The sequence below is a fragment of the Pseudomonas sp. A genome, from assembly GCF_056270345.1.
In genome coordinates this window covers 2,439,517-2,464,945 of sequence record NZ_CM149873.1, presented here as the reverse complement: position 1 = coordinate 2,464,945, position 25,429 = coordinate 2,439,517, and the positions used below count along the sequence as shown (strand labels likewise).

Annotated in this window: 24 protein-coding genes and 1 tRNA gene; 12 read left to right on the top strand and 13 right to left on the bottom strand. The window is 65.8% G+C overall.

Annotated elements, in window-relative coordinates; genetic code table 11:
• Positions 1 to 17: 17 nt before the first annotated feature.
• Positions 18 to 1,364 carry a class II 3-deoxy-7-phosphoheptulonate synthase gene (locus tag AC0MAZ_RS11190; protein ID WP_028691729.1) on the top strand — a complete coding sequence of 449 codons (1,347 nt, stop codon included), beginning with the start codon at positions 18 to 20 and terminating at the stop codon, positions 1,362 to 1,364.
• Here the strand turns inward: AC0MAZ_RS11190 and AC0MAZ_RS11185 are convergent.
• On the bottom strand, positions 1,345 to 2,613 hold the full coding sequence (locus tag AC0MAZ_RS11185) for a winged helix-turn-helix domain-containing protein (RefSeq protein WP_475861130.1): 1,269 nt from the start codon (positions 2,611 to 2,613) through the stop codon (positions 1,345 to 1,347). The two genes, AC0MAZ_RS11190 and AC0MAZ_RS11185, sit on opposite strands and share 20 nt — an antisense overlap.
• 108 nt (positions 2,614 to 2,721) lie before the next feature.
• Positions 2,722 to 2,940 (bottom strand): DUF1127 domain-containing protein, encoded by a 219-nt coding sequence (locus tag AC0MAZ_RS11180; RefSeq protein WP_028691731.1) that lies wholly within the window; start codon positions 2,938 to 2,940, stop codon positions 2,722 to 2,724.
• Positions 2,941 to 3,036: 96 nt separating this feature from the next.
• Between AC0MAZ_RS11180 and AC0MAZ_RS11175 the strand changes: the two genes are divergently transcribed.
• Complete coding sequence (locus AC0MAZ_RS11175; protein WP_028691732.1) at positions 3,037 to 3,888, top strand: LysR substrate-binding domain-containing protein; 852 nt, start codon at positions 3,037 to 3,039, stop codon at positions 3,886 to 3,888.
• A 66-nt stretch (positions 3,889 to 3,954) separates the two neighbouring features.
• On the opposite strand, the gene AC0MAZ_RS11170 is transcribed toward AC0MAZ_RS11175, so the two are convergent.
• Complete coding sequence (locus tag AC0MAZ_RS11170) at positions 3,955 to 4,704, bottom strand: sulfite exporter TauE/SafE family protein (RefSeq protein WP_203647577.1); 750 nt, start codon at positions 4,702 to 4,704, stop codon at positions 3,955 to 3,957.
• Positions 4,705 to 4,821: 117 nt separating this feature from the next.
• Here AC0MAZ_RS11170 and AC0MAZ_RS11165 point away from each other — a divergent pair, with 117 nt between their 5' ends.
• From AC0MAZ_RS11165 to AC0MAZ_RS11155, 3 genes are all read left to right on the top strand, one after another.
• Positions 4,822 to 5,778: a LysR family transcriptional regulator gene (locus tag AC0MAZ_RS11165; protein ID WP_232856398.1), complete on the top strand. Its 957-nt coding sequence runs from the start codon at positions 4,822 to 4,824 to the stop codon at positions 5,776 to 5,778.
• 55 nt (positions 5,779 to 5,833) lie between these two features.
• Positions 5,834 to 6,289 carry a MarR family winged helix-turn-helix transcriptional regulator gene (locus tag AC0MAZ_RS11160; protein ID WP_203647579.1) on the top strand — a complete coding sequence of 152 codons (456 nt, stop codon included), beginning with the start codon at positions 5,834 to 5,836 and terminating at the stop codon, positions 6,287 to 6,289.
• A gap of 130 nt (positions 6,290 to 6,419) precedes the next feature.
• Positions 6,420 to 6,848 (top strand): organic hydroperoxide resistance protein, encoded by a 429-nt coding sequence (locus AC0MAZ_RS11155; protein WP_023632623.1) that lies wholly within the window; start codon positions 6,420 to 6,422, stop codon positions 6,846 to 6,848.
• Positions 6,849 to 7,061: 213 nt separating this feature from the next.
• On the opposite strand, the gene efp is transcribed toward AC0MAZ_RS11155, so the two are convergent.
• Both efp and earP read right to left on the bottom strand, forming a co-directional pair.
• Positions 7,062 to 7,631, bottom strand: coding sequence for an elongation factor P (gene efp, locus AC0MAZ_RS11150; protein ID WP_060483780.1), 570 nt, complete (start codon positions 7,629 to 7,631; stop codon positions 7,062 to 7,064).
• A gap of 48 nt (positions 7,632 to 7,679) precedes the next feature.
• Positions 7,680 to 8,813, bottom strand: coding sequence for an elongation factor P maturation arginine rhamnosyltransferase EarP (gene earP, locus AC0MAZ_RS11145; RefSeq protein ID WP_475861127.1), 1,134 nt, complete (start codon positions 8,811 to 8,813; stop codon positions 7,680 to 7,682).
• A gap of 134 nt (positions 8,814 to 8,947) precedes the next feature.
• Here earP and AC0MAZ_RS11140 point away from each other — a divergent pair, with 134 nt between their 5' ends.
• On the top strand, positions 8,948 to 9,346 hold the full coding sequence (locus AC0MAZ_RS11140; RefSeq protein ID WP_475861125.1) for a hypothetical protein: 399 nt from the start codon (positions 8,948 to 8,950) through the stop codon (positions 9,344 to 9,346).
• 2 nt (positions 9,347 to 9,348) lie between these two features.
• Positions 9,349 to 9,831, top strand: a complete 483-nt coding sequence (locus AC0MAZ_RS11135) for a GreA/GreB family elongation factor (protein ID WP_475861123.1) — start codon at positions 9,349 to 9,351, stop codon at positions 9,829 to 9,831.
• Positions 9,832 to 10,025: 194 nt separating this feature from the next.
• Here the strand turns inward: AC0MAZ_RS11135 and AC0MAZ_RS11130 are convergent, their stop codons facing one another.
• A complete protein-coding gene (locus AC0MAZ_RS11130; protein WP_232856448.1) occupies positions 10,026 to 10,958 on the bottom strand; it encodes a LysR family transcriptional regulator in 933 nt (310 codons plus the stop codon).
• Between the two features lie 125 nt (positions 10,959 to 11,083).
• Between AC0MAZ_RS11130 and AC0MAZ_RS11125 the strand changes: the two genes are divergently transcribed.
• Entirely contained in the window at positions 11,084 to 11,833 is a 750-nt protein-coding gene (locus tag AC0MAZ_RS11125; protein WP_110736651.1) for a 3-oxoacyl-ACP reductase family protein, read from the top strand.
• Between the two features lie 271 nt (positions 11,834 to 12,104).
• Here the strand turns inward: AC0MAZ_RS11125 and AC0MAZ_RS11120 are convergent, their stop codons facing one another.
• Positions 12,105 to 12,989, bottom strand: a complete 885-nt coding sequence (locus AC0MAZ_RS11120) for a LysR family transcriptional regulator (RefSeq protein WP_475861122.1) — start codon at positions 12,987 to 12,989, stop codon at positions 12,105 to 12,107.
• A 108-nt stretch (positions 12,990 to 13,097) separates the two neighbouring features.
• Here AC0MAZ_RS11120 and AC0MAZ_RS11115 point away from each other — a divergent pair, with 108 nt between their 5' ends.
• On the top strand, positions 13,098 to 14,297 hold the full coding sequence (locus AC0MAZ_RS11115; protein WP_254463845.1) for an MFS transporter: 1,200 nt from the start codon (positions 13,098 to 13,100) through the stop codon (positions 14,295 to 14,297).
• Positions 14,298 to 14,428: 131 nt separating this feature from the next.
• Here AC0MAZ_RS11115 and AC0MAZ_RS11110 read toward each other — a convergent pair whose 3' ends face one another.
• From AC0MAZ_RS11110 to AC0MAZ_RS11090, 5 genes are read right to left on the bottom strand one after another with little or no spacing between them, the layout of a single operon-like run.
• Complete coding sequence (locus AC0MAZ_RS11110; RefSeq protein ID WP_203647583.1) at positions 14,429 to 15,781, bottom strand: TolC family outer membrane protein; 1,353 nt, start codon at positions 15,779 to 15,781, stop codon at positions 14,429 to 14,431.
• A 10-nt stretch (positions 15,782 to 15,791) separates the two neighbouring features.
• Complete coding sequence (locus AC0MAZ_RS11105; protein ID WP_203647584.1) at positions 15,792 to 17,084, bottom strand: HlyD family type I secretion periplasmic adaptor subunit; 1,293 nt, start codon at positions 17,082 to 17,084, stop codon at positions 15,792 to 15,794.
• Positions 17,081 to 18,802: a type I secretion system permease/ATPase gene (locus AC0MAZ_RS11100; RefSeq protein ID WP_475861120.1), complete on the bottom strand. Its 1,722-nt coding sequence runs from the start codon at positions 18,800 to 18,802 to the stop codon at positions 17,081 to 17,083. The genes AC0MAZ_RS11105 and AC0MAZ_RS11100 overlap by 4 nt, the downstream gene beginning before the upstream one ends.
• Before the next feature lie 44 nt (positions 18,803 to 18,846).
• Positions 18,847 to 19,224 (bottom strand): AprI/Inh family metalloprotease inhibitor, encoded by a 378-nt coding sequence (locus tag AC0MAZ_RS11095; protein WP_232856403.1) that lies wholly within the window; start codon positions 19,222 to 19,224, stop codon positions 18,847 to 18,849.
• A gap of 53 nt (positions 19,225 to 19,277) precedes the next feature.
• Entirely contained in the window at positions 19,278 to 20,735 is a 1,458-nt protein-coding gene (locus tag AC0MAZ_RS11090; RefSeq protein ID WP_203647587.1) for a serralysin family metalloprotease, read from the bottom strand.
• A gap of 441 nt (positions 20,736 to 21,176) precedes the next feature.
• Between AC0MAZ_RS11090 and AC0MAZ_RS11085 the strand changes: the two genes are divergently transcribed.
• Positions 21,177 to 21,554 carry a hypothetical protein gene (locus tag AC0MAZ_RS11085; protein WP_186712839.1) on the top strand — a complete coding sequence of 126 codons (378 nt, stop codon included), beginning with the start codon at positions 21,177 to 21,179 and terminating at the stop codon, positions 21,552 to 21,554.
• A gap of 407 nt (positions 21,555 to 21,961) precedes the next feature.
• Positions 21,962 to 24,094, top strand: a complete 2,133-nt coding sequence (locus tag AC0MAZ_RS11080; protein WP_475861117.1) for a TonB-dependent siderophore receptor — start codon at positions 21,962 to 21,964, stop codon at positions 24,092 to 24,094.
• A 132-nt stretch (positions 24,095 to 24,226) separates the two neighbouring features.
• Here AC0MAZ_RS11080 and AC0MAZ_RS11075 read toward each other — a convergent pair.
• Positions 24,227 to 24,316: transfer RNA gene (locus tag AC0MAZ_RS11075), tRNA-Ser, on the bottom strand.
• A 290-nt stretch (positions 24,317 to 24,606) separates the two neighbouring features.
• Here AC0MAZ_RS11075 and AC0MAZ_RS11070 point away from each other — a divergent pair.
• Positions 24,607 to 25,296, top strand: a complete 690-nt coding sequence (locus AC0MAZ_RS11070) for a crotonase/enoyl-CoA hydratase family protein (protein ID WP_475861115.1) — start codon at positions 24,607 to 24,609, stop codon at positions 25,294 to 25,296.
• Positions 25,297 to 25,429 lie beyond the last annotated feature (133 nt).

Sequence of the window (25,429 nt, the reverse complement as noted above, 5' to 3'; positions counted from 1 at the left end):
TATGGATAGAGCTTGCGATGACCCGACAATGGACCCCTGACAGCTGGCGCGCCCTGCCGATCCAGCAGCAACCGATCTACCCCGACGCCGCGCACCTGCTGAAGGTGGAGCAGACCCTGGCCAGCTACCCGCCACTGGTGTTTGCCGGCGAGGCACGCGAGCTGCGCCGGCAGTTCGCCGAAGTGACCCAGGGCCGGGCGTTCCTACTGCAGGGCGGCGACTGCGCCGAGAGCTTCGCCGAATTCTCCGCGGCGAAGATCCGCGACACCTTCAAGGTGCTGCTGCAGATGGCCATTGTCATGACCTTCGCCGCCGGCTGCCCGGTGGTCAAGGTCGGGCGCATGGCCGGCCAGTTCGCCAAGCCGCGCTCGGCCAATGACGAGACCATCGGCGACATCACCCTGCCCGCCTACCGTGGCGACATCGTCAACGGCATCGGTTTCGACGAAAAGAGCCGCGTTCCCGACCCCGAGCGCCTGCTGCAGGCCTACCACCAGGCCACCGCCAGCCTCAACCTGCTGCGCGCCTTCGCCCAGGGCGGCTTCGCCGACCTGCACCAGGTGCACAAGTGGAACCTGGACTTCATCGCCAACTCGGCGCTGGCCGACAAGTACCACCAGTTGGCCAACCGCATCGACGAGACCCTGGCCTTCATGCGCGCCTGCGGCCTGGACACCGCGCCGCAACTGCGCGAGACCAGCTTCTTCACCGCCCACGAAGCGTTGCTGCTCAACTACGAGGAAGCCTTCGTGCGCAGCGACAGCCTGACCGGCGACTACTACGACTGCTCGGCGCACATGCTGTGGATCGGCGACCGCACCCGCCAGCTCGACGGCGCCCATGTCGAGTTCCTGCGCGGCGTGCACAACCCGATCGGGGTCAAGGTCGGCCCGAGCATGAACCCCGAGGAGCTGATCCGCCTGATCGATGTGCTCAACCCGGACAACGACCCGGGCCGCCTGAACCTGATCGTGCGCATGGGCGCCGGCAAGGTCGGCGACCACCTGCCGGGGCTGATCCGCACCGTGCAGCGCGAAGGGCGCCAGGTGCTGTGGAGCTCCGACCCGATGCACGGCAACACCATCAAGGCCAGCAGCGGCTACAAGACCCGCGATTTCGCGCAGATCCTCGATGAGGTCAAGCAGTTCTTCCAGGTGCACCAGGCCGAGGGCAGCCACGCTGGCGGCATTCATATCGAGATGACCGGGCAGAACGTCACCGAGTGCATCGGCGGCGCCCGGCCGATCACCGAAGATGCCCTGTCAGACCGCTACCACACCCACTGCGACCCGCGGATGAACGCCGATCAGTCGCTGGAGCTGGCGTTCCTGATCGCCGAAACCCTCAAGCAGGTACGCCGCTGAGAAATGCCTGACGCAGCCGGCTGCCCTCGGCGCGGGGGCAGTTGAGCTGCACCTGCGCCAGGCCCAGCCAGTTGGCCAGCTGCCGCAGGCTGAGCGCCAGCGCCTGGTAGCCCGCCTCGTCCAGCCCCAACGCCTCTTCGTGCACCGCATGCACCGCCAGGCGCCCGTGGGCGCGCTCGGCACGCAGGTCCAGGCGGGCGGCGATGCGCCCGTCGTGCAGGAATGGCAGCACGTAGTAGCCGTACACCCGCTTATGCGCCGGCGTGTAGATCTCCAGGCGGTAGCGGAAATCGAACAGGCGCTCGGTACGCTCGCGCGCCCAGACCAGCGAATCGAACGGCGAGAGCAAGGCGCTGGCTTCGATGCGCCTGGGAATCCGTGGCACCCCCGCGACATAGGCCGGTTGTTTCCAGCCCTGCACGGTGCAGGCCTGCAGGTGCCCGGCCTCGACCAATACGGCCAGGGCGGCCTTGCTCTGCTGCGGCGAGAGGCGAAAGTAGTCGCGCAGGTCCTGTTCGGTGGCCACGCCCAGGGCGCCGGCGGCATGCAGCAGCAAGCCCTGGTGCGCTTCGGCCTCGCTGGGCCGGGCCTGATCGAGGATGGCCGCCGGCAGCACCCGCTCGGGCAGGTCGTACAGGCGCTCGAAACCGCGACGCCCGGCCACGGTGACCTCGCCGGCGGCGAACAGCCATTCCAGCGCGTGCTTCTCTTCGCTCCAGTCCCACCAGGGGCCGGCGCGCTCTTCGCGGGTGGACAGGCTGCCCGCGCCCAGCGCGCCCTGGTCGCGCACCGCCGCCAGCACCCGCTCGATCACCTCGCGCCGCTCGCGGCCGAACGCGGCCAGTTGCCGGTAGATGCCCTTGCCGTCGGCGGCGTGGGCCATGCGCCAGCGCATCAGCGGGTACAGCGCCAGCGGCAGCAGCGATGCTTCATGGCCCCAATACTCGAACAATCGGCGCTGGCGGCGCTGGCCCCAGGCGAGCTGGTCAAGCAGGTCGTGCGGGTAGTCGCCCAGGCGCGAAAACAGCGGCAGGTAGTGGGAGCGCACCAGGGCATTGACCGAGTCGATCTGCACCACGCCCAGGCGCTGGAACATGCGCGTGAGACTGCCAAGGGTCGGCGGGCTGCCGGGCGACTTGCCGAAGCCCTGGGCGGACAGGGCCAGACGGCGGGCCTGGTGGATAGACAGTTCGAGGGGCAATGGAGGTACCTCACAGTGGCTCTGCAACTCATTCTGTGTCTGCACCATAGCATTCGCGGGTAAACCCGCTCCCACAGGGTTAGCGTTGACCAGGGAACAACAGCGAACCTGTGGGAGCGGGTTTACCCGCGAAGAGGCTAGCAAAGCCTTCACGGCCTATTTACGCAACGGATCCTCCCAGAAATGCCGGTCGGCCTCCTGCTGGATATCCGCCCGCGACAACCCCAGGTCGTGCAGCGTGGCATCGCTCAGGCGCGCCAGTTCGTCGCGTTGGCGGTGCAGCTCGTACCAGCGCAGCAGCCGCCCGCCGGCATCGTGCAGCAGGTGGCCGAGGGTAGACCCAGGCTGGTGAGCAACGTTGAAATGACCTTTCATCTTGACGCCCTCCTTGTGGATGGCTCCAGTCTCTGCCCAGGCCTAAGATCAATCCAACGAATGTTTCTGATGTCATGCATCTCGGAGATTGATGCCATGTCCCAGTATCAGAGTCTCGACGCGGACGTGCTGCGCACCTTCGTCGCCATCGCCGAGCAAGGCGGCTTCACCCGCGCCGGCGAGGTGGTCAACCGCACCCAGTCGGCGGTGAGCATGCAGATGAAGCGCCTGGAAGAGGACATCCTGCAGCGCCAGCTGTTCGAGCGCGACGGCCGCCAGGTGCGCCTCACCGCCGAGGGCCAGGTCCTGCTGGGCTATGCCCGGCGCATCCTCAAGCTGCACGGCGAGGTGTTCAACACCCTGCGCATGCCGCACATGGTTGGCGTGGTGCGCATCGGCACCCCGGACGACTACGCCATGCGCTACCTGCCGGGCATCCTCACCCGCTTCGCCCAGGCGTACCCGTTGATCCATGTCGAGGTGCACTGCGACTCGTCCAAGCAGCTGATGCTGCGCCAGGACCTGGACCTGACCATCGTCACCCGCGAGCCGGGCAACGAGGTCGGCCAGCTGCTGCGCCAGGAACGCCTGGTGTGGGCCGCGGCCAAGGGCTTCTGCCCCCACGAGCAGCGGCCGATGCCGCTGGCGCTGTTCAACACCGACTGTTTCTGCCGCGCCTGGACCTGCAACGCCCTGGAGCGCCAGGGCATCGAGTACCGCATCGCCTACACCAGCCCGAGCCTGGCGGCGATCTTCGCCATCGTGCATGCCGGCCTGGCGGTGACCGCGCAGCTGCAGAGCCTGATCGGCGGCGACCTGCGCATCCTCGGCGCGGACGACGGTCTGCCGCAGTTGCACATGGCCAATGTGATGCTGCTGCGCAACGACCAGCAGCATTCGCCGATCACCGACTGCATGGCCGAGTACATCGTCGAAGGGTTCAAATAAGCATCCCGCCCGCCCCCTGTAGGAGCGGGCTTGTCCCGCGATGGGCCGCAACGCGGCCCCGGCTATCTAGAGCTCGAACCCAAGCATCACCGCACACACCACCAAAAACCCGCAGAACAGCGTGCGTAACACCCTCTCCGGCAACGCATGGGCCAGCTTCACCCCCCAGCTGATGCTCAGCAACCCACCCACAGCCAGCGGAACTCCGATGCTCCAGTCGACACTCTGGTGCAGCCCATAGGTCAGCAAGGTCACCATGGTGCTAGGCGCCGCCAACGCCAGCGATAACCCCTGGGCCACCACTTGGGTGGTGCCGAACACCGAGGTCAAGATCGGTGTGGCCACCACCGCCCCGCCCACGCCGAACAGCCCGCCCATGGTCCCGGCGAAGCTGCCCAGCACGCCCAGCCAGGGCCACGGATAACGCAGTTGGTTGCTCGGCGGCCTGACCGGCAGAAACATCCGCGCCACGTTCCAGATCGCCAGCGCCACCAGGAAACCGACGAAGTACAGGCGCATCGACTGGGCATCGATGCCCACCGCCCAGATCGACCCCAGCCAGGCGAACACAAAGCTGCACAGCGACAACGGCACCGCGTGGCGCAGCTCGATGCGGTTACGCTGGTGATAGCGCCACAGCGCCAGCAACACGTTGGGCACCACCATCACCAGGGCGGTGCCCTGGGCCAGCTGTTGGTCAAGGCCGAACAGCACGCCCAGCGCCGGAATGGCGATCAACCCGCCGCCGATGCCGAACAGCCCACCCAGGGTGCCGAGCGCGGCACCCAGCACGATATACATCACCCACTCGATCATCAGCGCCTCTTCCGCCTGCTTTCAGAGAATGAGGGCATGCTAGCCAGTCGCGGCTGGCGGGGAAACGCACAGCAGCGCACAATGGCTTTGCGTATTTCGCACAAGCACCGAGCCGCCATGAGCCCCGACATCCTTACCGAACAACTCAGCCTGTTCCTCGACGTGCTGGAAACCGGCAGTTTCTCCGCCGCCGCCCGGCGCCACCCGTTGACGCCCTCCGCCGTGGCGCGGCGCATCGACAACCTGGAAAGCGCGGTGGGCAGCCGCCTGTTCTCGCGCAGCACCCATGCCGTGCGCCCGACGCCGGCCGGCAACGCCTTCGCCGAGCGAGCCCGGCGCATCATCGAAGAGCTGCGCCTGGCGCGCGCCGAGGCGGTGTCGTTGAGCAACGCCCCGGAAGGCTTGATCCGCATCGACGCACCGGCCGCCTTCGGCCGTCGTCACCTGGCCCCGGCCATCGCCGACTTCCTGGTGGCCTACCCCGGGCTCGACGTGCAGTTGCGTCTGATCGACAGCTTCGTCGACCTGCATGGCAGCCACCTGGGCGAAGTGGACCTGGTGCTGCGCGCCGGCCCCCTGGCCGATACCCGTCTGGTGGCCACGCCCCTGGCCTACATGGTGCGCATCGCCTGTGCCAGCCCCGCTTACCTGGCCAGCCGCGGGGTGCCGGCCTGCCCCAGCGAACTGCCCGGGCACGACGGCCTCGACTGGGACGGGCTGGCCCCGCCGTTCGCCTGGCGTTTCGCGGTCGACGGCCAGACCCGCCTGTACCGTCCGGCGCGCATGCGCATGGCCGCCAACAACGCCGAGACCCTGCTGTTCGGCGCCCTGGCCGGCCTGGGCATCGCCCACCTGCCGACCTGGCTGATCAGCGACTACCTGCTGCGCGGCGAACTGGTCCCGCTGTTCTGCGACAACGGCCTGCCGCAACCTGAGACCAGCGGCATCTATGCCCTGCGCCTGGAACATGAAACGAACTCTCGCAGCCGCTTGCTGCTCGAATTTCTCAAGAGCCGTTTCAGCCCGGTGCCGCCCTGGGACCTGGCGCTGAGAAGCGAGCTGCGCTGGCAATGAGCGCACCAAGCTTTGGCGTGCTAGATTTTAACCCTTACCGATTCCAAGGACCTGCATGAACGCCGACACCCAAGCCCCCTGCAACGCGCTGCTGCTGGACAACCAGGTCTGCTTCGCCCTGCACTCGACCTCGTTGCTGATGACCAAGGTCTACAAGCCCCTGCTGCAGGCGCTGGGCCTGACCTACCCGCAGTACCTGGCCATGCTGGTCCTGTGGGAACAGGACGGCCTGACCGTGGGCGAGATCAGCCAGCGCCTGCTCACCGACCCCGGTTCGCTGACGCCGCTGCTCAAGCGCCTTGAGAGCGAAGGCCTGCTCAAGCGCAGCCGCAGCCGCGAGGATGAACGGGTGGTGCTGGTGCAACTGACCGACAAAGGCCGCGCCCTGCAGGTCGAGGCCCAGCGCGTGCCACAGTGCATTCTGCAGGCCAGCGGCCATAGCGCCGAGCAACTGCGCAAGCTGCAGGCCGACCTGCTCGCCCTGCGTGCGCAGCTGCAAGAAAACCTCTGACGTCTAAGCTGTGAGATGGCTGTTCGGATGAATGGTCGAATATTTAACTTGCGCACTAAATAATTGCGCGCTAAGTTAAGCCCATACCCACTCAGCGCCGACGGCGCACAGCACCCAAGCGAGGCTCAAGATGCAAAAGGTCACTCCGCTGTACATCGCAGAAGCCACTTCCACCGGTGGTCGTGATGGCAAATCCCGCTCCAGCGACGGCAAGCTGGAAGTCAAGCTGAGCACCCCCAAGGAGCTGGGTGGCGCGGGCGGTGACGGCACCAACCCCGAGCAGATGTTCGCCGCCGGCTACTCGGCCTGCTTCATCGGCGCGCTGAAATTCGTCGCCGGCCAGGAGAAAAAGGCCCTGCCGGCGGATGCGTCGATCACCGCCAAGGTCGGCATCGGCCAGATCCCGGGCGGTTTCGGCCTGGACATCGACCTGCACATCAACCTGCCGGGCCTGGCCCAGGCCGACGCCGAAGGGCTGGTGGAGAAGGCGCACAAGGTCTGCCCTTACTCCAACGCCACCCGCGGCAATGTGGATGTGCGGTTGCATGTGACGGTGTGATACACGATCGATGTGTAGGAGCGGCCTCGTGCCGCGAAAGGACCGCAGAGCGGTCCCGGAATGCACGAGGGCTGCTTCTTAGGTTTGCCTGATCCATGGTCGGGGGCGCTTCGCGCCCCTTTCGCGGCGCAAGGCCGCTCCTACAGGGGCCAGACAACCCGCCATAAAAAACCCGGCCAAGGCCGGGTTTTTTTGTGCTTATCGCAAGAAGGATTACTTCTTGGAACGGCCCTTGAAGCTGTTGTCGCGAGTGTCGATGTCGATCCACTCGTCGATCTGGATGAAGTCGGCAACCGAGATCTCGGTACCGTTCTTCAGCTTGGCAGGCTTCATGACCTTGCCCGAGGTGTCGCCACGCGCGGCGTTCTCGGTGTAGACGACCTGGCGGCTGATGGTGGTCGGCAGTTCTACCGAGACCAGACGGCCTTCGAAGAACACGGCTTCGCAGATGTCTTCCATGCCTTCTTCGATGTACGGCAGAACGGCGTCGATGTCTTCGGCGTTCAGTTCGTACATGGTGTAGTCGGTGGTGTCCATGAAGGTGTACGAGTCACCGCTGATGAACGACAGGGTCGCTTCTTTGCGATCCAGGATCACGTCGTCCAGCTTGTCGTCCGCACCGTATACGGTTTCGGTCTTGTAGCCGGTCAGCAGGTTCTTCAGCTTGGTCTTCATGATCGCGCTGTTACGGCCCGACTTGGTGAACTCAGCTTTCTGAACCAGCCACGGGTCGTTGTCGATCCGCAGTACGGTACCGGGTTTCAGTTCTTTACCAGTTTTCATTACGAAGTATCCGAATCTGGATGGATTTATAAAAATCGAGGCCGCGTATCATAGCGAATTTCGGTAAAACTGTACCAGCCTCGTAGCAAGGTCCGGCCGAGCGGCCTGCGCGGCCTGCCACTGGCGGGCATGTTCGCGCACTTCGTCCCAGTGCGGCTGCAGCGCCTGCCAGGCCTGGCCCATCGGGCGATCCATGTTCCAGGCACGCCACAGTTCGGTCAGCGCCTGGCCGGCGGCGGCCGACAGGCCTTGGCGATAAAGGGCGAGGAATGCCTCGAGCTTTTCCCAGTGGGCGTTCTCTTCCTGGATGTAGATGTGCCAGAGCATCGGCACGCCAGCCCATTGCGCGCGCACGAACGAGTCTTCGCCGCGCACGGCGTTGAAATCGCAGCTCCACAGCAGCCGGTCGTAGTCCTCCTGGCTGACGAAAGGCAGGACCTGCACGGTCAAGGCTCCGCGCCGATGCAGCGCGCCCACGGGCAGGTCAGCCACGCCCAGCCAGTTGCCGAGGTCACCCAGGATGCGCCCCTGCGGTACCAGCAGATGGGTGGGATGCACATCGGCGGCCAGCACATCGAGCCAGTTGCCCAGCTGCGGGTTCTCGTAGGCGAACAGCGAGATCAGCCGGGCCCCTTCCTGGGGATGCACAGCCAATCCCGCCAGGAACTTCGCCCGCTCGCCGGGCGACTGCCGGAACGCCTGGCAACGCGGTAGCAAGGTGGCTTCACGCAGCAACCCACCGGTGTTCTCGGTGAAGCCCGGGAAGAAGAAGAACTTGCGCAGCCCATTGGCCTGGGGCGAGGGCAAGCCATGGCAGCCCTCCACCCAGTCTTCGGCACTGAGGTAGTCCAGGTTCAGCCACAAAGGCGGCGTGGGCTGACGGGCCATGGCCTCGACGTAGCCGTCCGGCAGTTGGCAAGCAAAGGCGCCTACCACCACCTGGGCTGGCTCCGCCCCTTGCCACGTGACAGGCCAGTGGCGTACCTCGACCCCTTGCCGCCACTGCTGCCCGGCCTGGCTGTCGGCGTCCGGACACAGGCGCGCGAAAGCCTGCAGGTCGTCCACCCACAGGCGCACCGCCAGGTCGTGCTCGGCCGCCAGCTGGCGCGCCAGACGCCAGGTGACGCCGATGTCGCCATAGTTGTCGACGACCGTGCAGAAGATGTCCCAGGTGGTTTTCATCGCCACGTTCCGTTACCTGCGAAAAAAGACCGCGGATTTTGCGGATATTTGCCCACCAGCAAAAGCGCGGCGCTGAAAAAACCTCTCGCACCATGCGAGAATGGCACCCTCGACCCGCCTGCCAGGAGGCCGCCATGCCCCGCCCCCGCGAATTGAAGATCACCCTCAGACCCATGCAACTGGTGCTGTGCGTCGCCCTGGGTCTGTGGCTCGGCGCCGTGGCCATCGCCCTGAGCCTGTGGCTGGCCCTGCGCCTGTGGCCGGCACAGGTGCAGCCGCTGGTCGAGGCCGCCGTCCCCGCCGTGATCCAGCCTGCGCCTGCCGCCGCGCCAGCACAACCGGCCGACGCCCAGGCGCAGATGTTCGAACACTACAAGGACATCCTGCACAAGCAGGAACTGCAACAGGCTGCCGAGGCCGCCCAGGGCAATCCGCGCAACCTCAACAGCCCCAAGTGCCAGTTCTGGCTGCAGCAGAACCGCACCGCACCGACCGACAAGAGCCAGGCCAACGTGCTGGAGTTCTGCTACTGACCATGGACAAGGCCAGCCTGCTGCAATGCATCATCGCCACCCTCGAGCTCGACATGGAGGTGCTGCGCCGCGCCGCCCAGACCGCCTACGAGGCCGCCACCGCCGAAGAGAACATCGCCGAGAACAAGTACGACACCCTGGGGCTTGAGGCGTCGTACCTGGCCACCGGGCAGGCGCGGCGCACGGCCGAGATCCGCCAGGCGTTGCACACCTACCAGCAGTGGGTGCTGCGCGATTACGACCCGGCGCGGGGGATCCAGATCGGTTGCCTGGTGACCCTGGAAGATGAGTCGGGCCAACGGCGCCGGCTGTTCCTCGGGCCGGAAGGAGCCGGGCTGAAGGTCGGCGAGGGGGATGGGCTGGTGACGGTGATCACGCCACGCGCGCCGCTGGGACAACAACTGCTCGGCAAGCGGGTGGATGACGAGGTGAGCCTGGTGGTGGCTGGAGTGGCGCAGGTGCAGTTCATCATCGATATCGCCTGAGTGAGCCCATTGATTTAGCAGGCCCCTGTGGGAGCGGGTTTACCCGCGAAGCAGGCAGCGCGGTGACTGGCACCAGCTTCGCTGGTGTTCGCGGGTAAACCCGCTCCCACAGGAATTACGCAAGCTATTAGATTTTGAGCAAGACAGTTGCTCCCACAGGGTTGGCAATTCCCTACAGGGCTGTGCGATGGCCATCAATGACTCTGCAACGCATCGAACCGCCCCGCCAGCCCCTGCTCGGCGAACTGCTCCACCACGAAATCGATGAAGGCCCGGGTCTTGCCCGGCAACAGCTTGCGCTCGGCGTAGTACAGGCTGATATGTCCATCGTCGACGTACCAGTCCGGTAGCACCCGACTCAGGCGCCCGGCAGTCAGATAGGGCAAGGCGAACGGCAGGCTGACCAGGGCGATGCCCAGGCCTTGCTCGGCCACCGCGCAGGCGGCGTCTGAATCGCTCATGGTCAGGCGCTGGGGCAGTTGCAGCGGCTGTTGCTCCTGCCAGCGACTGGTCAGCGGCCAACTGCGCACCCGGCCGGTCTGCGGCGAGCGGATAAGGATGCCGGCGCACGCCTGCAACTGCTCCGGGCGGCTCAGTGGTCCGTGCTGTTGCAGGTAGCCCGGCGAAGCGACCAGCACTCGGTGTGCCGGGGTCAGCTTGCGCGCCACCACCCCCGGCGGCAGTTCGAAGCCGCCACCGATGGCGGCGTCGAAGCCCTGGCCGATCAGGTCGACCTGGCGATTGTCGAAGTGCCAGTCCGCCGTCACCGCCGGAAAACGGGCCAGGAACTCGCCCAGCAGCGGCAACACGTACAGGCGCCCGAATACCGTGCCCATGCTGACCCGCAACACGCCCGAGGGATGCCCTTCGCAGTTGGCGAGGTTGGCCACCGCGTACTGGATGGTGCGAAAGCTCTCGCTCACTTCGGCCAGAAAGCGCTGACCGGCCTCGGTCAGGGTCAACTTGCGCGTGCTGCGCAGGAACAACCGCACACCGAGCCGCGCCTCCAGCTGGGCGACGTTCTTGCCGACCGCCGCCGGGGTGAGCGACAGGCGCCTGGCCGCCTCGGCAAAGCTGCCGACTTCGGCGCTGCGAATAAAGCATTCCAGGCTGCTGAAGGATTCCATCACGGCCATTATCAACTCCTGGTTTATTCTGAGTAACTCGATTGCCATCTTATCAACAGGTAATCGAGCGCCGATACTGCGTCCATCCCAAGGCATCCGGCCTTGCTTCACTGCAGGAGATCAGCATGTCCCAAGCACTTCCCCTCACCGGTAAGGTGGCCCTGGTCCAGGGCGGTTCCCGCGGTATCGGCGCGGCCATCGTCCGCCGCCTGGCCCGCGACGGCGCCAAGGTCGCCTTCACCTATGTCAGTTCCAGCGCCAGCGCCGAAGCCCTGGCGGGTGAAATCAACAACGCCGGCGGCCAGGCCCTGGCCCTGCGCGCCGACAGCGCCGACATCCAGGCCGTGCAACAGGCCGTGGCCGACACCGCCAAGGCCTTCGGCGGTCTCGATATCCTGGTCAACAACGCCGGCGTGCTGGCGGTGGCGCCAGTGGCCGAATTCGACCTGGCCGACTTCGACCGCCTGCTGGCGATCAACGTGCGCAGCGTGTTCGTGGCCACCCAGGCAGCGGTGAAGCACATGGGCAAGGGTGGACGGATCATCAACATCGGCAGTACCAACGCCGAGCGCATGCCGTTCGCCGGCGGCGCACCCTATGCCATGAGCAAGTCGGCGCTGGTGGGCCTGACCAAGGGCCTGGCCCGGGACCTGGGGCCGCAGGGGATCACCGTCAACAATGTGCAGCCGGGGCCGGTGGACACCGACATGAACCCGGCCAGCGGCGAGTTCGCCGAGAGCCTGATTCCGTTGATGGCCATCGGGCGCTACGGGCAGGCGGATGAAATCGCCAGCTTTGTTGCCTACCTGGCGGGGCCTGAAGCGGGATACATCACCGGGGCGAGCCTGCTGGCCGATGGTGGGTTTGCGGCCTGATCGACCGGTTTACCTGTACCGGCCCTTTCGCGGGCAAGCCCGCTCCCACAGGGAAAGTGCAATACCTGTGGGAGCAACTGTCTTGCTCAATTTTTAGAATCTGGCGCGATCCCTGTGGGAGCGGGTTTACCCGCGAAGCAGGCGACGCGGTGCCTGGCACCGGCTGCGCCGGTGTTCGCGGCTGAAGCCGCTCCCACAGCGACCGTGCAGCCCTCAAGCCACGCGCCACGCCTGTGGGAGCGGGCTATGCCCGCGAAAGGGCCGGTGCAGGTCACATTTGAGTGGCCGCCAGACGCTCTTCCAGAACATCGAGAAAAGCCCGCGCCGCGGGCGTGGGGCTCGGCGACCAGACCGCGTACAGATGCCGCACCGGCGCATCCACCAGCGGCACCATGGCCACCCCCTGAAAACCCCGGGCGATACGCTCGGGCACCAACCCCAGCGCCATCCCGCGCTGGACGAATTTTTCCACCAGGCGAATATGGCCAATCTCGAACTGCACCCGATGCTGCAACCCCGCCGCCTGGAACGCCTCATCGGTCTGCCGGCGCGCCCCGGTGCCCTCGGGAAAGTCCACCAGCACCTCGTCGGCCAGATCGGCCAGGGCCAGCCGCGCCCTGCCCGCCAGCCGATGGCCGGGCGGCAACACCGCCACCAGTTCCTCCCGCGCCAGCAGGCGATGCTGCACGCCATGCAGCGCCTCGCCCTGCCACAGGCCGATGAAACCCACGTCCAGGCGCCGTTCGCAGACGTCCGCCATCAGCAACTCGCTCTTGGCGGTCAACCAGCGCACGTCCACATCCGGATAACGCTCATGGAACACCGCCAGCAGATCGACCAGGTCGAGCGCTGTGAGCGAGCTGATCTCGCCGATCGACAGGCGTCCACGCACCTGTCCGCAGGCGGCGGCGACATCCTCGGCCACCCGCCGTGCCGCCGCCACCGCCGGCCGGGCGCTGAGCACGAAGGCCTCGCCGGCCGGAGTCAGGCGCACGCGCCGCGAACTGCGCTCGAACAGGCTCACCCCCAACTGTGCCTCCAGCCGCGCCACCTGGTGGCTGAGGGCCGACTGCACCACATGGCAGCGCTCGGCGGCGCGGGTGAAACTGCCGGTGTCGGCCACGGCCAGGGCGTATTCGAGCTGCTTGAGGTTCATCAATCTATCTGCTTTCAAGATGGATAAGTTGAAAACTATACATTGGCGTCATGCAAGACACTTCCTGATACTTGTCGCCACACAACCTTGCCTGCAACGAGACAACCCATGAACACCCCGACTCTCGGCCGCGCCCTGATCCTGCTGATGGCCACCGCAACCGGCCTGGCCGTGGCCAGCAACTACTACGCGCAACCGCTGCTGCACAGCATCGCCCAACAGTTCGGCCTGAGCACCGCCAGCGCCGGCACCATTGTCATCGCCGCCCAGCTCAGCTACGGCGCCGGGCTGCTGTTGCTGGCGCCGCTGGGTGACCTGTTCGAGCAGCGCCGGCTGATCGTCACCATGGTGCTGATCGCCACCGCCGGGCTGCTGATCAGCGCCTGCGCGCCAAGCCTGCCGTGGCTGCTGTTCGGCACCGCGCTGACCGGGCTGTTCTCGGTGGTGGCCCAGGTATTGGTGCCCATGGCCGCCGCCCTGAGCGCCCCGGAGCAACGCGGCCGCGCCGTGGGCACGCTGATGAGCGGGCTGTTGCTGGGCATCCTGCTGGCGCGCACCGCCGCCGGCTTCATGGCCGAGCTGGGTGGCTGGCGCAGCATCTACGTGCTGGCGGCGGTGCTGATGGCGATCAGCGCCATCGCCCTGTACCGCAGCCTGCCGCAACACCACAGCCATGCGGGGCTCAAGTACCCGGCGCTGATCGGCTCGGTGTTCCGCCTGTTCGTCGAGGAGCCGGTGTTGCGCCTGCGCTCGCTGCTGGGGTTGCTGGCGTTCAGCCTGTTCGCGCTGTTCTGGACGCCGCTGGCGTTCCTGCTGAGCGATGCGCCCTATCACTATTCCGACGCGGTGATCGGCCTGTTTGGCCTGGCCGGGGCGGTCGGTGCGCTGGCAGCCAACTGGGCCGGGCGCCTGGCTGATCGAGGCAAGGGGCCGCTGGGCACCACCGTGGGGCTGGTGGCGCTGCTGCTGTCGTGGGTACCGCTGGGGTTCGCGCAGAGCTCGCTGGTGGCGTTGCTGGTGGGGGTGCTGCTGCTCGACCTGGCAGTGCAGCTGGTGCACGTGAGCAACCAGAACGCGGTGATCGTGCTGCGGCCGGAGGCGCGTACGCGGCTCAATGCCGGGTATATCACCTGTTACTTCATTGGTGGGGCGCTGGGGTCGTTGCTGGGGACGCAGCTGTTCGAGGTGCATGGCTGGGACGGGATCGTGGTGGCCGGGCTGGTGATCGGCGCGCTGGCGCTGGTGGTGTGGGGGTTGGCTGAGCGCAAGCGGGGGAAACGCCTGAGCGCCGGGATGTCCCCCCTGTAGGAGCGGCCTTGTGTCGCGAAAGGGCTGCGTAGCGACCCCGGCAGTATCAGCTTGATGCTCGAATCCTGGGGGCGCTTCGCACCCCTTTCGCGGCACGAGGCCGCTCCTACGGGGATTTGCGCATGGTCTGGTCAGCCTGACTTGCCCTCGATGAACGCTTCATCCACCCGCGCCAGCTGCGTCTCGCTCAGCACCCCGGCCTGGTAATGCAGTTTGATCCAAGCCAGCAGGTAGTCGTAGCGCGCCTGGGCCAGGTCGCGGCGGGTAGTGGCCAACTGCTGCTCGGCGTTGAGCACGTCCAGGTTGACCCGCTCGCCGCCCTGCACGCTCTTGCGCGTGGAGACCACCAGCGCTTCGGCCGCCACCAGCGCCCGTTCGTAGGCGCGCAGGCGGCTGGCGCCGGACTCGCAAGCGTTGTACTGCCTGCGCAGCTCGATCAGCGCGCTGCGGGTGTTGCCATCAAGCTCGTACTCGGCCTGCTCCAGGTGCCGGCTGGCCTGGCGGGTCGAGGCCAGCACGCCGCCCCCGGCGAAGATCGGCACGCTGACTTCGATACCCACGGTGTTGGTGTCGTAGCGCTGGTTGTAGGTGTTACCGCTGTCCGACTCCTGGCGCCGCGAGGTGGCGAACGCGGTGACCTTGGGCAGGTGCCCGGCACGGTTGCGCTCGACTTCGTAACGCGCCACTTCCAGCGCCTGGCGTGACGAGGCCAGTTGTGGGTTGTTGGCCAGGGCCCGCTCCTGCCACGCCTCGTAGCCGCTGGGGTCGACCACCGGCAGGGCGAAGCCCAGGCGCAGCGGCGCCAGGTCCTCGACCCGCACCGCCGGCTCGCCGATCAACGCGCCCAGCTCGCGCAGCGCGGCATCCTGCTCGTTGCGCGCCTTGATCTCCTCGGCGTCGGCCAGCTCGTAGCGGGCCTGGGCTTCGAGGATGTCGGTGCGGGTGCCTTCGCCGGCGTCGAACAGACGCTGGTTCTGCTGGAACTGCTGGCGGTAGGCCTGCTTGCTGGCCACGCTGATGGCAATCTGGTCCTGGGCGAACAACGCCTGGGTGTAGTTGGTCATCACCCGCACCAGCAACTGCTGGCTCTGGTCACGGAAGCTTTCGTCGGCGAACAACGCCTGGGCCACACCCTTGCGGTAGCTCGAATACGCCTCGTAGTCGAACAGCGGCTGCTGGAGGATGAAGGTCGAACCCATGCTGTTGTAGTTGCGGTCTTCCTTTTGCCGCCGCGAATCCCCCAGGTAGCGCACCTCGGAATCGTTGCGCCCCTTGTTGTAGCTGTACGAGATGTTCGGCAGCAGGCCAGCGCGGCCGATGGCCCGGTATTCCTGACCAGCCTCGCGGGCCTTGAAGGCGGCGAGGTAGGTCGGGTCGCGGCGCAGGGCCTGCTCGTACACCTGGAACGGCCCCATGCCGGCCAGGGCGATGGTCGGCAGCCAGGCGCAGGCCAGCAGCAGCCCGGTCAGTGGGAACTTCTTCACTGGGCGGTCCTTATTGTTCGGTCAAGGCGGTACCTGCACGGTCGAGCAGGGGTTTGAACAGGTAGTTGAGCAGCGAGCGCTCACCGGTACGCACGAACAGCTCGGCAGGCATGCCCGGACGGATTGCCAACCCCTCGAGACGCGCCAGCGCTTCTTCGCTGACGGTGCTGCGCAGCACGTAGTACGGCTGGCCGCTGCGCTCGTCGATCAGCTGGTCGGCCGACACCAGCGCCACCTCCCCGGTCACCCGTGGCGTGCGGTTCTGGTTGAAGGCGGTGAACAGGATGTCCACCGGCAGTTGCGGCGCCACCTTGTCCACCAGGTTCACCGGCAGGCGCCCTTCCACTTCCAGCGCGGTGCCCTGGGGCACGATTTCCAGCAGGGTGTCGCCAGCTCGCACCACGGCGCCTTCGGTATGTACGCCGAGGTTGACCGCCACGCCGTCGGCCGGCGCCAGGATCTCGCTGTGCTGCAACTCGAAGTGCGCGGAGTTGAGCTGCTGTTCCAGGGTCGCGGCCTTGACCTGAGCGTCGGCCAGTTGCGTGCGCACCTCCTTCTGGTACTCCTCGCGGCGCTGTTGCAGGTTGAGCCGGGACTCGACGATCACCTGCTCCAGGCGCGCGCTCTCGCCGGCGTTCTGCGCCAGGTCGCGCTGCACCTGCGACAACTGGCGCTGGTACTCGAGCACGCGGTTGCGCGGGATGTAGCCGTCGCCGGCCAGCGGGCGCAGGCTGTCGAGCTGCTCGCGCAGCGAATCGGCCTGAGCCTGCAGGTCGCTGCGCGCGCGGCGCATGCCGGTCAGCTGGGCCTGGGAGCCGTCGATGCTGGCGGCCAGGGCGCCCTGCTCGCGAGCCTGGGCCTGGCGGCGGCTGTCGAACAGCTGGCGCTGGCCTTCGACAATCAGTGCCAGGCGGGCGTCGGAATCTTCCAGCAGCTCTGCGGGAAACTGCACCTGCCCCAGGTTGTCGCGCTCGCTCTGCCAGCGCGCCAGGGCGGCGCGGGTCATGCGGTACTGGGCCTGCAGCGCGTCGACATCGGCCTGCACCTGGGTGCGGTCGAGGCGGAACAGCGGCTCGCCCTGGCGTACCTGCTGGCCTTCGCTGACCAGAATGCGGCTGACCACCCCGGCGGCCATCGACTGCACCGCCTTGCGCTTGCCCGATACCACCACGGTGCCCTGCACCGGCACGCCCTGGTCGAGCGGGGCGAGGCTGGCCCAGGCCATGAAACCGCCGAAACCGACCAGGGTCAGCAACCACCCCAGGCGAACATGGAAACGTGCATCACGGGTGTGCTGGCTCATGCGCCACCTCCGGCTTGCAGCGGGCGTTGCGCCGGGGCCTGGCCCATGGCGTGGAGAATGTCGCGGGCCGGGCCGAAGCCCTGCATGCGCCCTTCGTTCATCACCAGCAGCTTGTCGGCCTGGGCCAGCGCCGCGCTGCGGTGGGTCACCAGCACCACGGTGCGACCCTGGGCCTTGAGCTGGACGATGGCGCTGGCCAGCGCGGCCTCGCCGTGGCTGTCGAGGTTGGAGTTGGGCTCGTCGAGCACGATCAGCCGGGCATCGCCGTACAGGGCGCGGGCCAGGGCGATGCGCTGCTTCTGCCCGCCGGAGAGGTCGACGCCCTCCTCGCCCAGGCGCGTGTCGTAGCCCTGGGGCAGGCGCAGGATCAAATCATGCACGCCGGCCAGCCGGGCCGCCTCGACCACCTTGATGCCGTCCAGCTCGCCGAAGCGGGCGATGTTCTCGGCGATGCTGCCGCGCAGCAGTTCGATATTCTGCGGCAGGTAGCCGATGTGCGGGCCCAGGGCATCGCGGTCCCACTGACTGAGCTCGGCGCCGTCGAGGCGCACATGGCCGCTCATCGTCGGCCACACGCCGACCAGCACCTTGGCCAAGGTCGACTTGCCCGAGCCCGAAGCGCCCAGCACGCCGAGCAGTTCACCCGGTGCCAGGGCGAAGTTCACCTGCTGCAGGGTGGCCAGGTTGCGCCCGGGCGGGCCGGCGCTGACCTGCTCCACCGCCAGTTGTCCGGTAGGCACCGGCAGCGGCATCGGCGTCGGCGGCTCGGGGTGCTCGCGCAGCAGGACGTCCAGGCGCTGGTAGGCCAGCTGCGCGCCGCTCCACTGCTTCCACACCGCGATCAGCTGGTCGATCGGGGCGAGTACCCGGCCCATCAGGATGGAGCCGGCGATCATCATGCCCGGGGTCATCTGCCCCTCGATCACCAGCAGCGCGCCCAGCCCCAGCACCAGCGATTGCAGGCACAGGCGCAGGCCCTTGCTGGTGGCGGTGATCACCGCCGACGTATCGCTGGCCTTGTTCTGCAGGTCGAGGAAGCGCCCGTGCAAGGTGTACCAGCGCTGGCGCAGGGCGCCGAGCATGCCCATGGCCTGGATGCTCTCGGCGCTTTGCAGCTGGCTGCCGGCCAACTGCGTCGATTGCAACTGGAAGCCACTGGCCTCGGCCAGGGTGGCATGGGTGAGGCGTTCGTTGAGGATCGCCAGGGCGATCAGCAGCAGCGCGCCGACCGTGGCCATCACCCCCAGCCAGACGTTGAAGGCGAAGATCACCGCCAGGTAGATGGGGAACCAGGGCGCATCGAAGAAGGCGAACAGCGCGGGGCCGGTGATGAACTGGCGCAGCTGGGTCAGATCGCCCAGGGCCTGCCCGGCGGAGCCGTCGCGCTGGCGCAAGTTGCGCTCGAAGGCGGCGCGGTAGACCTTCAAGTTGAAACTTTTCTCCAACTGGTTGCCCACGCGGATGACAATGAAACTGCGGACTGCTTCAAGCCCGCCTATATAAACGAAGAAGCCGACCACCATCAGGGTAAGCACCCACAAAGTTGTGGTGCTCTGCGAACTCAGTACACGGTCGTACACTTGAAGCATATAAATCGACGGCACCAGCATGAGCAAGTTGATCAATGCCGTGAAACAGCCCACGCTGATCAAGGTTGACTTATGTTCGCCGAGTGCCGCCCACAAAGGCGCCCCGGGCTTTTGGCTCGGTAGTTTCATGTTTCGCCCTGGCTCGCCTGGAACTTTTTAGTTCCAGGTGGGAATTATTTGTCGAGGCGCTCGAGCACCAGTTGCTTGCCGTCCGGGGTGGTCCAGGCGTAGCGCTGGGCACCTTCGCGGCTGAAATGCACCACGCTGCTGCCGTCACCGCCCACCAGGGCCAGGGTGTCGGGGGTCACCAGCCAGCTGCCGGGGCGCAGGCCTATCAGCCCCTTGGCGCACTCCAGGTCACCTTCGATTTCGCCTTCCGTGGCGCCAAGACGCAGGTCGCAGGCCTGCGTCTGCTGCTGTTCGGGGTAAAGCTGCCAACGGCCGGCCAGTTGCGCGGCGTTGGGGAGTAACAGGCTGCTCGCCATGACTACCTCGGTCATCGACACCATGGGGATCGCGGCCAGCGCGATCGTTTTCAGGTTTGCTTTCATTGGTTCGCCTCACCGGCAAAAGGGGCGACGCGCGAGCGCCGCCCCCTGTTGCATCAGACCACGATGTCGGTGACAGCGGCCTGGCCAACGGTGGTCACCAGGAAGTCAGCCGAGCTGTTTCCGGTGAAGTCGATGGACAGGCTGCCCAGGTTGGTGGCCTGGTCGTAGGTCAGCAGCGCCTCGCCGGCATGACCGGTAAAGGCGTTGACGAACTGCAGCGGCAGCTTGTTCACGGCGAACGCGGAGATGGCCGACAGGTCGATCTTGTCCACGCCCGAGGTGAAGTCCATGATGCGATCCGGCGCCGCCTTGGTCGAGTCGCTGACAGCCGCGAACACGAAGGTGTCCGAGCCGCTGCCGCCCCACAGTTGGTCGGCACCGCCGCCGCCGTAGATGATGTCGTTGCCGGCACCACCCTTGAGCACGTTGGCCAGCGCGTTGCCGATCAGCAGGTCGTTGCCCGAGCCACCGAAGGCGTTTTCAATGGTCACGCCCTTGGCGATGGAGACGTTGCCGACCATGCCGCCGACGTCGGAGAACGACGCTTCGTTGAGGTTGATCTTCTGGTTCTGGGTGAACCCGGAGAAGTCGAAGGTGTCGTTGCCGCCACCGTCCCACACCGAGAACACCAGCTTCGACGAGGCCGAGGTGGCCGAGTAGAAGTCGCGATCAGCGGTGGAGTTGAAGCCGTAGGTGGTGTCGTTGGCACGGGTGGCGTAGTTGGCGCCGTAGAGCTTCTGGATCGCCAGGATGTCGTCCATCAGCGGGGCCGAGGCGTAGTACTGACCGCCACCCTTGATGAAGTTCTGGCCGTTGTTGCTCTCGCTCCAGTAGCTCATGATGCTGTAGCCACGGGTGTCCTGGGCGTAGTCGGCATCACGGTAGGTCGGGTTGCCCTCGCCGGCGTTGTAGTCGCCAGGGTGGGACAGGCCCAGTACGTGACCGATCTCGTGGGTCAGGGTCTGACGACCGTAGTTGCCGGTGCCCGGGTTGATGTTGACCTGGTAGCCGCTGTTGATCAGGTACCAGGATTCACCCTTGTGCGAGCCCGGGCCGTCGAACGGCAGGTAGGCGAATGCCGCGCCGCCGTTGCTGGCGCTGAAGTTGCCGTAGGTCATGTGGCCATCGCCACCCGATGCCGCCTCGGTGAAGGTGACCTTGGCCACGTCCGCCCAGGACTGCATGGACAGCTTGGCTTGTTGCTTCTGCAGGTCGCTGAACTGGCTGAAGGTGCCCAGTCCGCGGCTGTAGAAGTCCGCCGGTGCCTTGGTCAGGAAGGTGTAGGTGAGGCTGATCGTGCCGTCCTTGTTCAGGTCTTTCCAGGAAGCGCCGTCACGCAGGATGTGATCGGCGGCCTGGTCGGCCGTGAAGGACTTCTTGCCATTGATGTTCGCGCCGCCGCGGTCGTACTGGTGGGCAAAGCTGTCGATCAGGCCGAAGGAAGAACTTGGGCCCTTCGGTTGCAGTGCGGAAACGGCGGAAACAATGGCGTTTTCTTTGACTTTCGACATGCAGATTACTTCCTTGTGTACAAAAAAGCAGTTGATGTCCGACAGGGTTCTCCCACCGGGCGAGAACTTCCTGTCACTCGCCTTTATGAGGCGCAAAAAAACTGACACACATTGAAACTTGATGTCCAGCGTTTTTTGACGTCATTTTTTCGTTTTCGAAAATTAAACTGCGCCGTACTAATTTGCGCAAACTGCGATGGATCAACGGCGCCAGCGATAAGCATTAGTTACAGTCATGCCCCATGACAGTTATAGACAACGGTTCGAAGTTTACTTTCGAAAATGCGACTTTCACTTGTTGAGCACCACCGCTCGCTCGTCTATGCGCTTTACTGCGCGACAACCCGCCACACGACCCTCCGTCGCCTGCTCGTTGACTTGCCGGCGTGGCAAGCGCTCAGTAGGCGTTGGTCAACGACCCCTTCCTGACAGGACGACGCAATGACAAGACTCACGGTGCAATCCGGCGATTTCTTGCAAGGTGAAGGCGAGTATCGCAATGGAGCGCTCACTCTCAAGACCCCGCGCAGCCCCTCGCCCGGCGAGCGCATTTCGCTGGCGCGGATCAAGGACCTGAAGCTGGCCAACCTCGAATCGACCCGCAGCCTCGGTGGCGCCCTGGGCTGGGGCGTGGCCGGCGCCCTGGTGGCCGGCCCGGTCGGCCTGCTGGCTGGCCTGCTGCTGGGCGGCAAGGAGGAGGAAGTCACCTTCCTCGCCACCTTCAAGGATGGCCGCAAGCTGCTGGCCATCACCGACGGCAAGACCTGGTCGAAGATCGACGACAACTGGCGCCGGCACCAGCGGCCGGCGGCGGCCTGAATCAACGGCCGCTTCGTTCGTTCTGACATTACAAGCCCGATTACCGGCAAGCCGGCTCCAACAGGGGCAGATGCATCTGTAGGAGATCACACAGCCTTCCGGGCTGCGCTGTCGCGCAGGGAACAAGGTTCCAGCGTGGGAGCGGCGGTGCGCCGATGCGACTTGCCCCGCGATCACCGGCGAAGCCGGTGCCAAACGCCGCATCGCGGGGCAAGCCCGCTCCCACGCTGCCCCAGTCAAATCAAAGAATTATGTTTTGTTCCATGAGAGCGGGCTTGCATCAGCCATACGAACGTTTCCCCTGAAACCTCGAATCCCTCCCCTGGCAGCCTGCTACCATGGCGCCCTTCTGCCTGCCCGACAGCTGCCGAGCGATAACGGCGCGTCCACTTTTCAAGGAGCCTTGCATGACCCCGCTTCGCCCCCGCCTGCCCCTTGGCCTGCTCGGCCTGGGCCTTGCCCTGCACACTGGCCAGGGCCTGGCCGAGGACAGCGTGACCCTGGCCCCGGTGCGCATCTCCGAGGTTCAGGACAACAGCGGCTACCAGGCACGCGAAGCCCAGGTCGGCGGCCTGCACAGCGCGCCGCTGCTCGACACCCCGGCCTCGGTCAGCGTGTTCAGCCGCCAGCTGCTGGACGACCGCCAGGTGCGCAAGCTGAGCGAAGTGCTGCAAAGCGATGCCTCGGTGGGCGAAAGCTACGCGCCGATCGGCTACTACGAGAACTTCAACGTGCGCGGCTTCGAGCTCAACGCCGCCAGCAGCTACCGGATCAACGGCCAGACCATCGCCGGCGAGCAGAACGTGGCGCTGGAGAACAAGCAGCAGGTGGAGCTGCTCAAGGGGCTGTCGGGGCTGCAGAGCGGCGTGTCGGAGCCCGGTGGGCTGGTCAACTATGTGACCAAGCGTGCCGAGGACGTACGCTCGGTCACGGTTTCGAGCAACGAGCAGGGCGAACGCTACCTGGCCACCGACCTGGGCGGCTGGTTCGGCGCCGAGCGCCAGTTCGGTCTGCGGGTCAACCTGGCCCACGAGGACATCCGCTCCTATGTCGACCACGCCGACGGCAAGCGGGATTTCGCCTCCCTGGCGCTCGACTGGCAGATCAACCCGAATGCCGTGCTGGAGCTGGACGCTGAATACCAGCACCGTGAGCAATATTCGGTACCAGGTTACCAACTGCTCGGCGGCAAGCAGTTGCCCCACAACGTCGACCCCAAGGATCACCTGGCCTGGCAGTCCTGGGCCAAGCCGGTGCAGAACGACTCGCTGAACCTGGGCGGGCGCTTCAAGTATCAGTTCAACGACAACTGGAACGGCACCTTGAGCGCTTCGCGCAGCAAGGTGGTGATCGACGACTACAGTGCCTTTGCCTGGGGTTCGAGCGAAGGCGCCTTCTTCGGCAGCAACGGCGACTACGACATCTACGATTTCCGCAGTCCCGACGACACCCGGCGCATCGACGAGGCACAGGCCACCCTCGATGGGCGCTTCGACGCCCTGGGCGTGAGCCATGAGCTGACCGTGGGTACCAGCGCGCAACGCCGCACGCTGGATCAGCGCCCGTACTACAACGAATGGATCGGCAGCGGCAATATCAACACCAATGCGCCAGCCTACGCACCTTCCGGCAAACCGATCGGCGCCAGCGAGCGCCGCCTCGACAGCCGCCAGTACGGCCTGTTCTTCAGCGACCGCATCACCTTCAACGAACACTGGCAGACCGTGATCGGTGCCCGGGAGGTCCGGCTGGACGAGAAGACCTGGAACGAGAACGGTGTCGCCGGACGGCATACCCAGCAGTACCAGTTGCTGCCCAATGCGGCACTGATCTACAAGCCACAGTCCGATACCACGCTCTACGCCAGTTATTCGAAAGGCCTTTCCGCAGGCGGCACTGCGCCCTGGTTCGCCAGCAACGCCGCCGAGATCCTCGCCCCGACCCTGTCGCGCCAGCTCGAAGTCGGCATCAAACGTGAATGGCAGGGCATGAGCTTCAGCGCGGCGCTGTTCCAGATCCGCCAGGCCTACCAATATGCCCGCCCCGACGACACCCCGGCGCCGACCTACGTGCAATCGGGCCAGCAGAAAAATACAGGTCTAGAACTCGGCGCCAGCGGCTGGGTGACCTCCAACCTGCAGATCCAGGCCAGCGCCGCAGCGATCCGCGCCCGCGTGCAGAACAGCGACACCGACGCCTACGAAGGTCACCAGGCAATCAACGTCCCGCGCCTGCGCGCGGCGCTGCAGGCCGACTACGCCCTGCCCGTGCCCGGCCTGGCCCTGCTCGGCGGCGCCCGCTACAGCGCCAGCAAGTACGCCAGCCACACGAGCGACGCCGAAGTCGGCGGCTATACCGTGTTCGATGTCGGCAGCCGCTACCGCACGACCATCGGCGGCTACGACACCGTGCTGCGCCTGACCGTGGACAACGTCTTCGACAAGCGCTACTGGCGCGACGTGGGCGACTACCTGGGCGACAACTACCTGTTCCAGGGGGCGCCGCGCACGGCACGGCTGTCGGCTTCCGTCAGTTTCTGACAGCGCCATCGCGGGGCAAGCCCGCTCCCACGCCAAAGGGAGCGGGCTTGCCCCGCGATCAGGGCTTCAACAAAAACGCGAGACAAACAAAAAGCCCCCGAACCTTTCGATTCGGGGGCTTCTCGTAGAATGTGGCGGTGAAGAAGGGATTTGAACCCTTGATACGATTTCTCGTATACACACTTTCCAGGCGTGCTCCTTCGACCACTCGGACACTTCACCGTTTTCTCTTCAAGCTATTCAGCCTGTCGAGGCGCGCTAATTTAGTAGAAGCCTTTTCCTTTGGCAAGCATTTTTTTCAGAATTTTCATGCGCTTAAGCCAATCGACCGAAATACCGGGGCAATCAGGGCAATGCTGCCATTGTGCCCAGCGCTTTTCCCACTCCCCGCGCCCCTGCCCCGATGGCACAAGGCACAAGCTCCCGCCGCTGACTGACCAGTCAGTCTTGGCGCTTTACCTGGCCGGTGCCGCTGGGTAACGTCACCGCCACGCCCTCCAAAGGACTCTGCCATGAGCGAGCTGATTACCTACCACGCCGAAGACGGCATCGCCACCCTGACCCTGAACAACGGCAAGGTCAACGCCATCTCCCCGGATGTCATTAAAGCCTTTAATGCCGCGCTCGACCGCGCCGTCGAGGAGCGCGCGGTGGTGATCATCACCGGCCAGCCGGGCATTCTCTCTGGCGGCTACGACCTCAAGGTGATGACCGCCGGCCCCAAGGAGGCCGTCGGCCTGGTCACCGCCGGCTCCACCCTGGCCCGTCGCCTGCTGTCGCACCCCTTCCCGGTGATCGTCGCCTGCCCCGGCAATGCCGTGGCCAAGGGCGCCTTCCTGCTGCTGTCGGGTGATTACCGCATCGGGGTCGAAGGCCCCTACAAGATCTGCCTGAACGAAGTGCAGATCGGCATGACCATGCACCATGCCGGTATCGAACTGGCCCGTGACCGCCTGGGCCGTGCGGCCTTCCAGCGCTCGGTGAACAATGCCGAGGTATTCGATCCGCAGGGCGCCCGTGAAGCCGGCTTCCTCGACAAGGTGGTGCCTGCCGAGCAGTTGCTGGAAACCGCCCTGACCGCGGCCCGCGAAATGAAGAAACTGAACATGCTGGCGCACAAGAACACCAAGCTCAAAGTGCGCAAGGCGCTGCTGGAGGCGCTGGACGAGGCGATCCTGGCGGATCAGAACCACCTGGGCTGATCTGAACAGCTGATGCAAGACCTGTGGGAGCGGGTTTACCCGCGAATGCGTCGGTGGATCCACCAACGCATTCGCGGGTAAACCCGCTCCCACAGATGCCCTGCCAACAAGAGGCACTGCAGTGTTTGCCCCT

Coding starts and splice junctions, on each gene's coding strand:
- AC0MAZ_RS11190 (WP_028691729.1), top strand. CDS start 18: ATGACCCGACAATGGACCCCTGACAGCTGGCGCGCCCTGCCGATCCAG.
- AC0MAZ_RS11185 (WP_475861130.1), bottom strand. CDS start 2,613: ATGGTGCAGACACAGAATGAGTTGCAGAGCCACTGTGAGGTACCTCCA.
- AC0MAZ_RS11180 (WP_028691731.1), bottom strand. CDS start 2,940: ATGAAAGGTCATTTCAACGTTGCTCACCAGCCTGGGTCTACCCTCGGC.
- AC0MAZ_RS11175 (WP_028691732.1), top strand. CDS start 3,037: ATGTCCCAGTATCAGAGTCTCGACGCGGACGTGCTGCGCACCTTCGTC.
- AC0MAZ_RS11170 (WP_203647577.1), bottom strand. CDS start 4,704: ATGATCGAGTGGGTGATGTATATCGTGCTGGGTGCCGCGCTCGGCACC.
- AC0MAZ_RS11165 (WP_232856398.1), top strand. CDS start 4,822: ATGAGCCCCGACATCCTTACCGAACAACTCAGCCTGTTCCTCGACGTG.
- AC0MAZ_RS11160 (WP_203647579.1), top strand. CDS start 5,834: ATGAACGCCGACACCCAAGCCCCCTGCAACGCGCTGCTGCTGGACAAC.
- AC0MAZ_RS11155 (WP_023632623.1), top strand. CDS start 6,420: ATGCAAAAGGTCACTCCGCTGTACATCGCAGAAGCCACTTCCACCGGT.
- efp (WP_060483780.1), bottom strand. CDS start 7,631: ATGAAAACTGGTAAAGAACTGAAACCCGGTACCGTACTGCGGATCGAC.
- earP (WP_475861127.1), bottom strand. CDS start 8,813: ATGAAAACCACCTGGGACATCTTCTGCACGGTCGTCGACAACTATGGC.
- AC0MAZ_RS11140 (WP_475861125.1), top strand. CDS start 8,948: ATGCCCCGCCCCCGCGAATTGAAGATCACCCTCAGACCCATGCAACTG.
- AC0MAZ_RS11135 (WP_475861123.1), top strand. CDS start 9,349: ATGGACAAGGCCAGCCTGCTGCAATGCATCATCGCCACCCTCGAGCTC.
- AC0MAZ_RS11130 (WP_232856448.1), bottom strand. CDS start 10,958: ATGGAATCCTTCAGCAGCCTGGAATGCTTTATTCGCAGCGCCGAAGTC.
- AC0MAZ_RS11125 (WP_110736651.1), top strand. CDS start 11,084: ATGTCCCAAGCACTTCCCCTCACCGGTAAGGTGGCCCTGGTCCAGGGC.
- AC0MAZ_RS11120 (WP_475861122.1), bottom strand. CDS start 12,989: ATGAACCTCAAGCAGCTCGAATACGCCCTGGCCGTGGCCGACACCGGC.
- AC0MAZ_RS11115 (WP_254463845.1), top strand. CDS start 13,098: ATGAACACCCCGACTCTCGGCCGCGCCCTGATCCTGCTGATGGCCACC.
- AC0MAZ_RS11105 (WP_203647584.1), bottom strand. CDS start 17,084: ATGAGCCAGCACACCCGTGATGCACGTTTCCATGTTCGCCTGGGGTGG.
- AC0MAZ_RS11100 (WP_475861120.1), bottom strand. CDS start 18,802: ATGAAACTACCGAGCCAAAAGCCCGGGGCGCCTTTGTGGGCGGCACTC.
- AC0MAZ_RS11095 (WP_232856403.1), bottom strand. CDS start 19,224: ATGAAAGCAAACCTGAAAACGATCGCGCTGGCCGCGATCCCCATGGTG.
- AC0MAZ_RS11090 (WP_203647587.1), bottom strand. CDS start 20,735: ATGTCGAAAGTCAAAGAAAACGCCATTGTTTCCGCCGTTTCCGCACTG.
- AC0MAZ_RS11085 (WP_186712839.1), top strand. CDS start 21,177: ATGACAAGACTCACGGTGCAATCCGGCGATTTCTTGCAAGGTGAAGGC.
- AC0MAZ_RS11080 (WP_475861117.1), top strand. CDS start 21,962: ATGACCCCGCTTCGCCCCCGCCTGCCCCTTGGCCTGCTCGGCCTGGGC.
- AC0MAZ_RS11070 (WP_475861115.1), top strand. CDS start 24,607: ATGAGCGAGCTGATTACCTACCACGCCGAAGACGGCATCGCCACCCTG.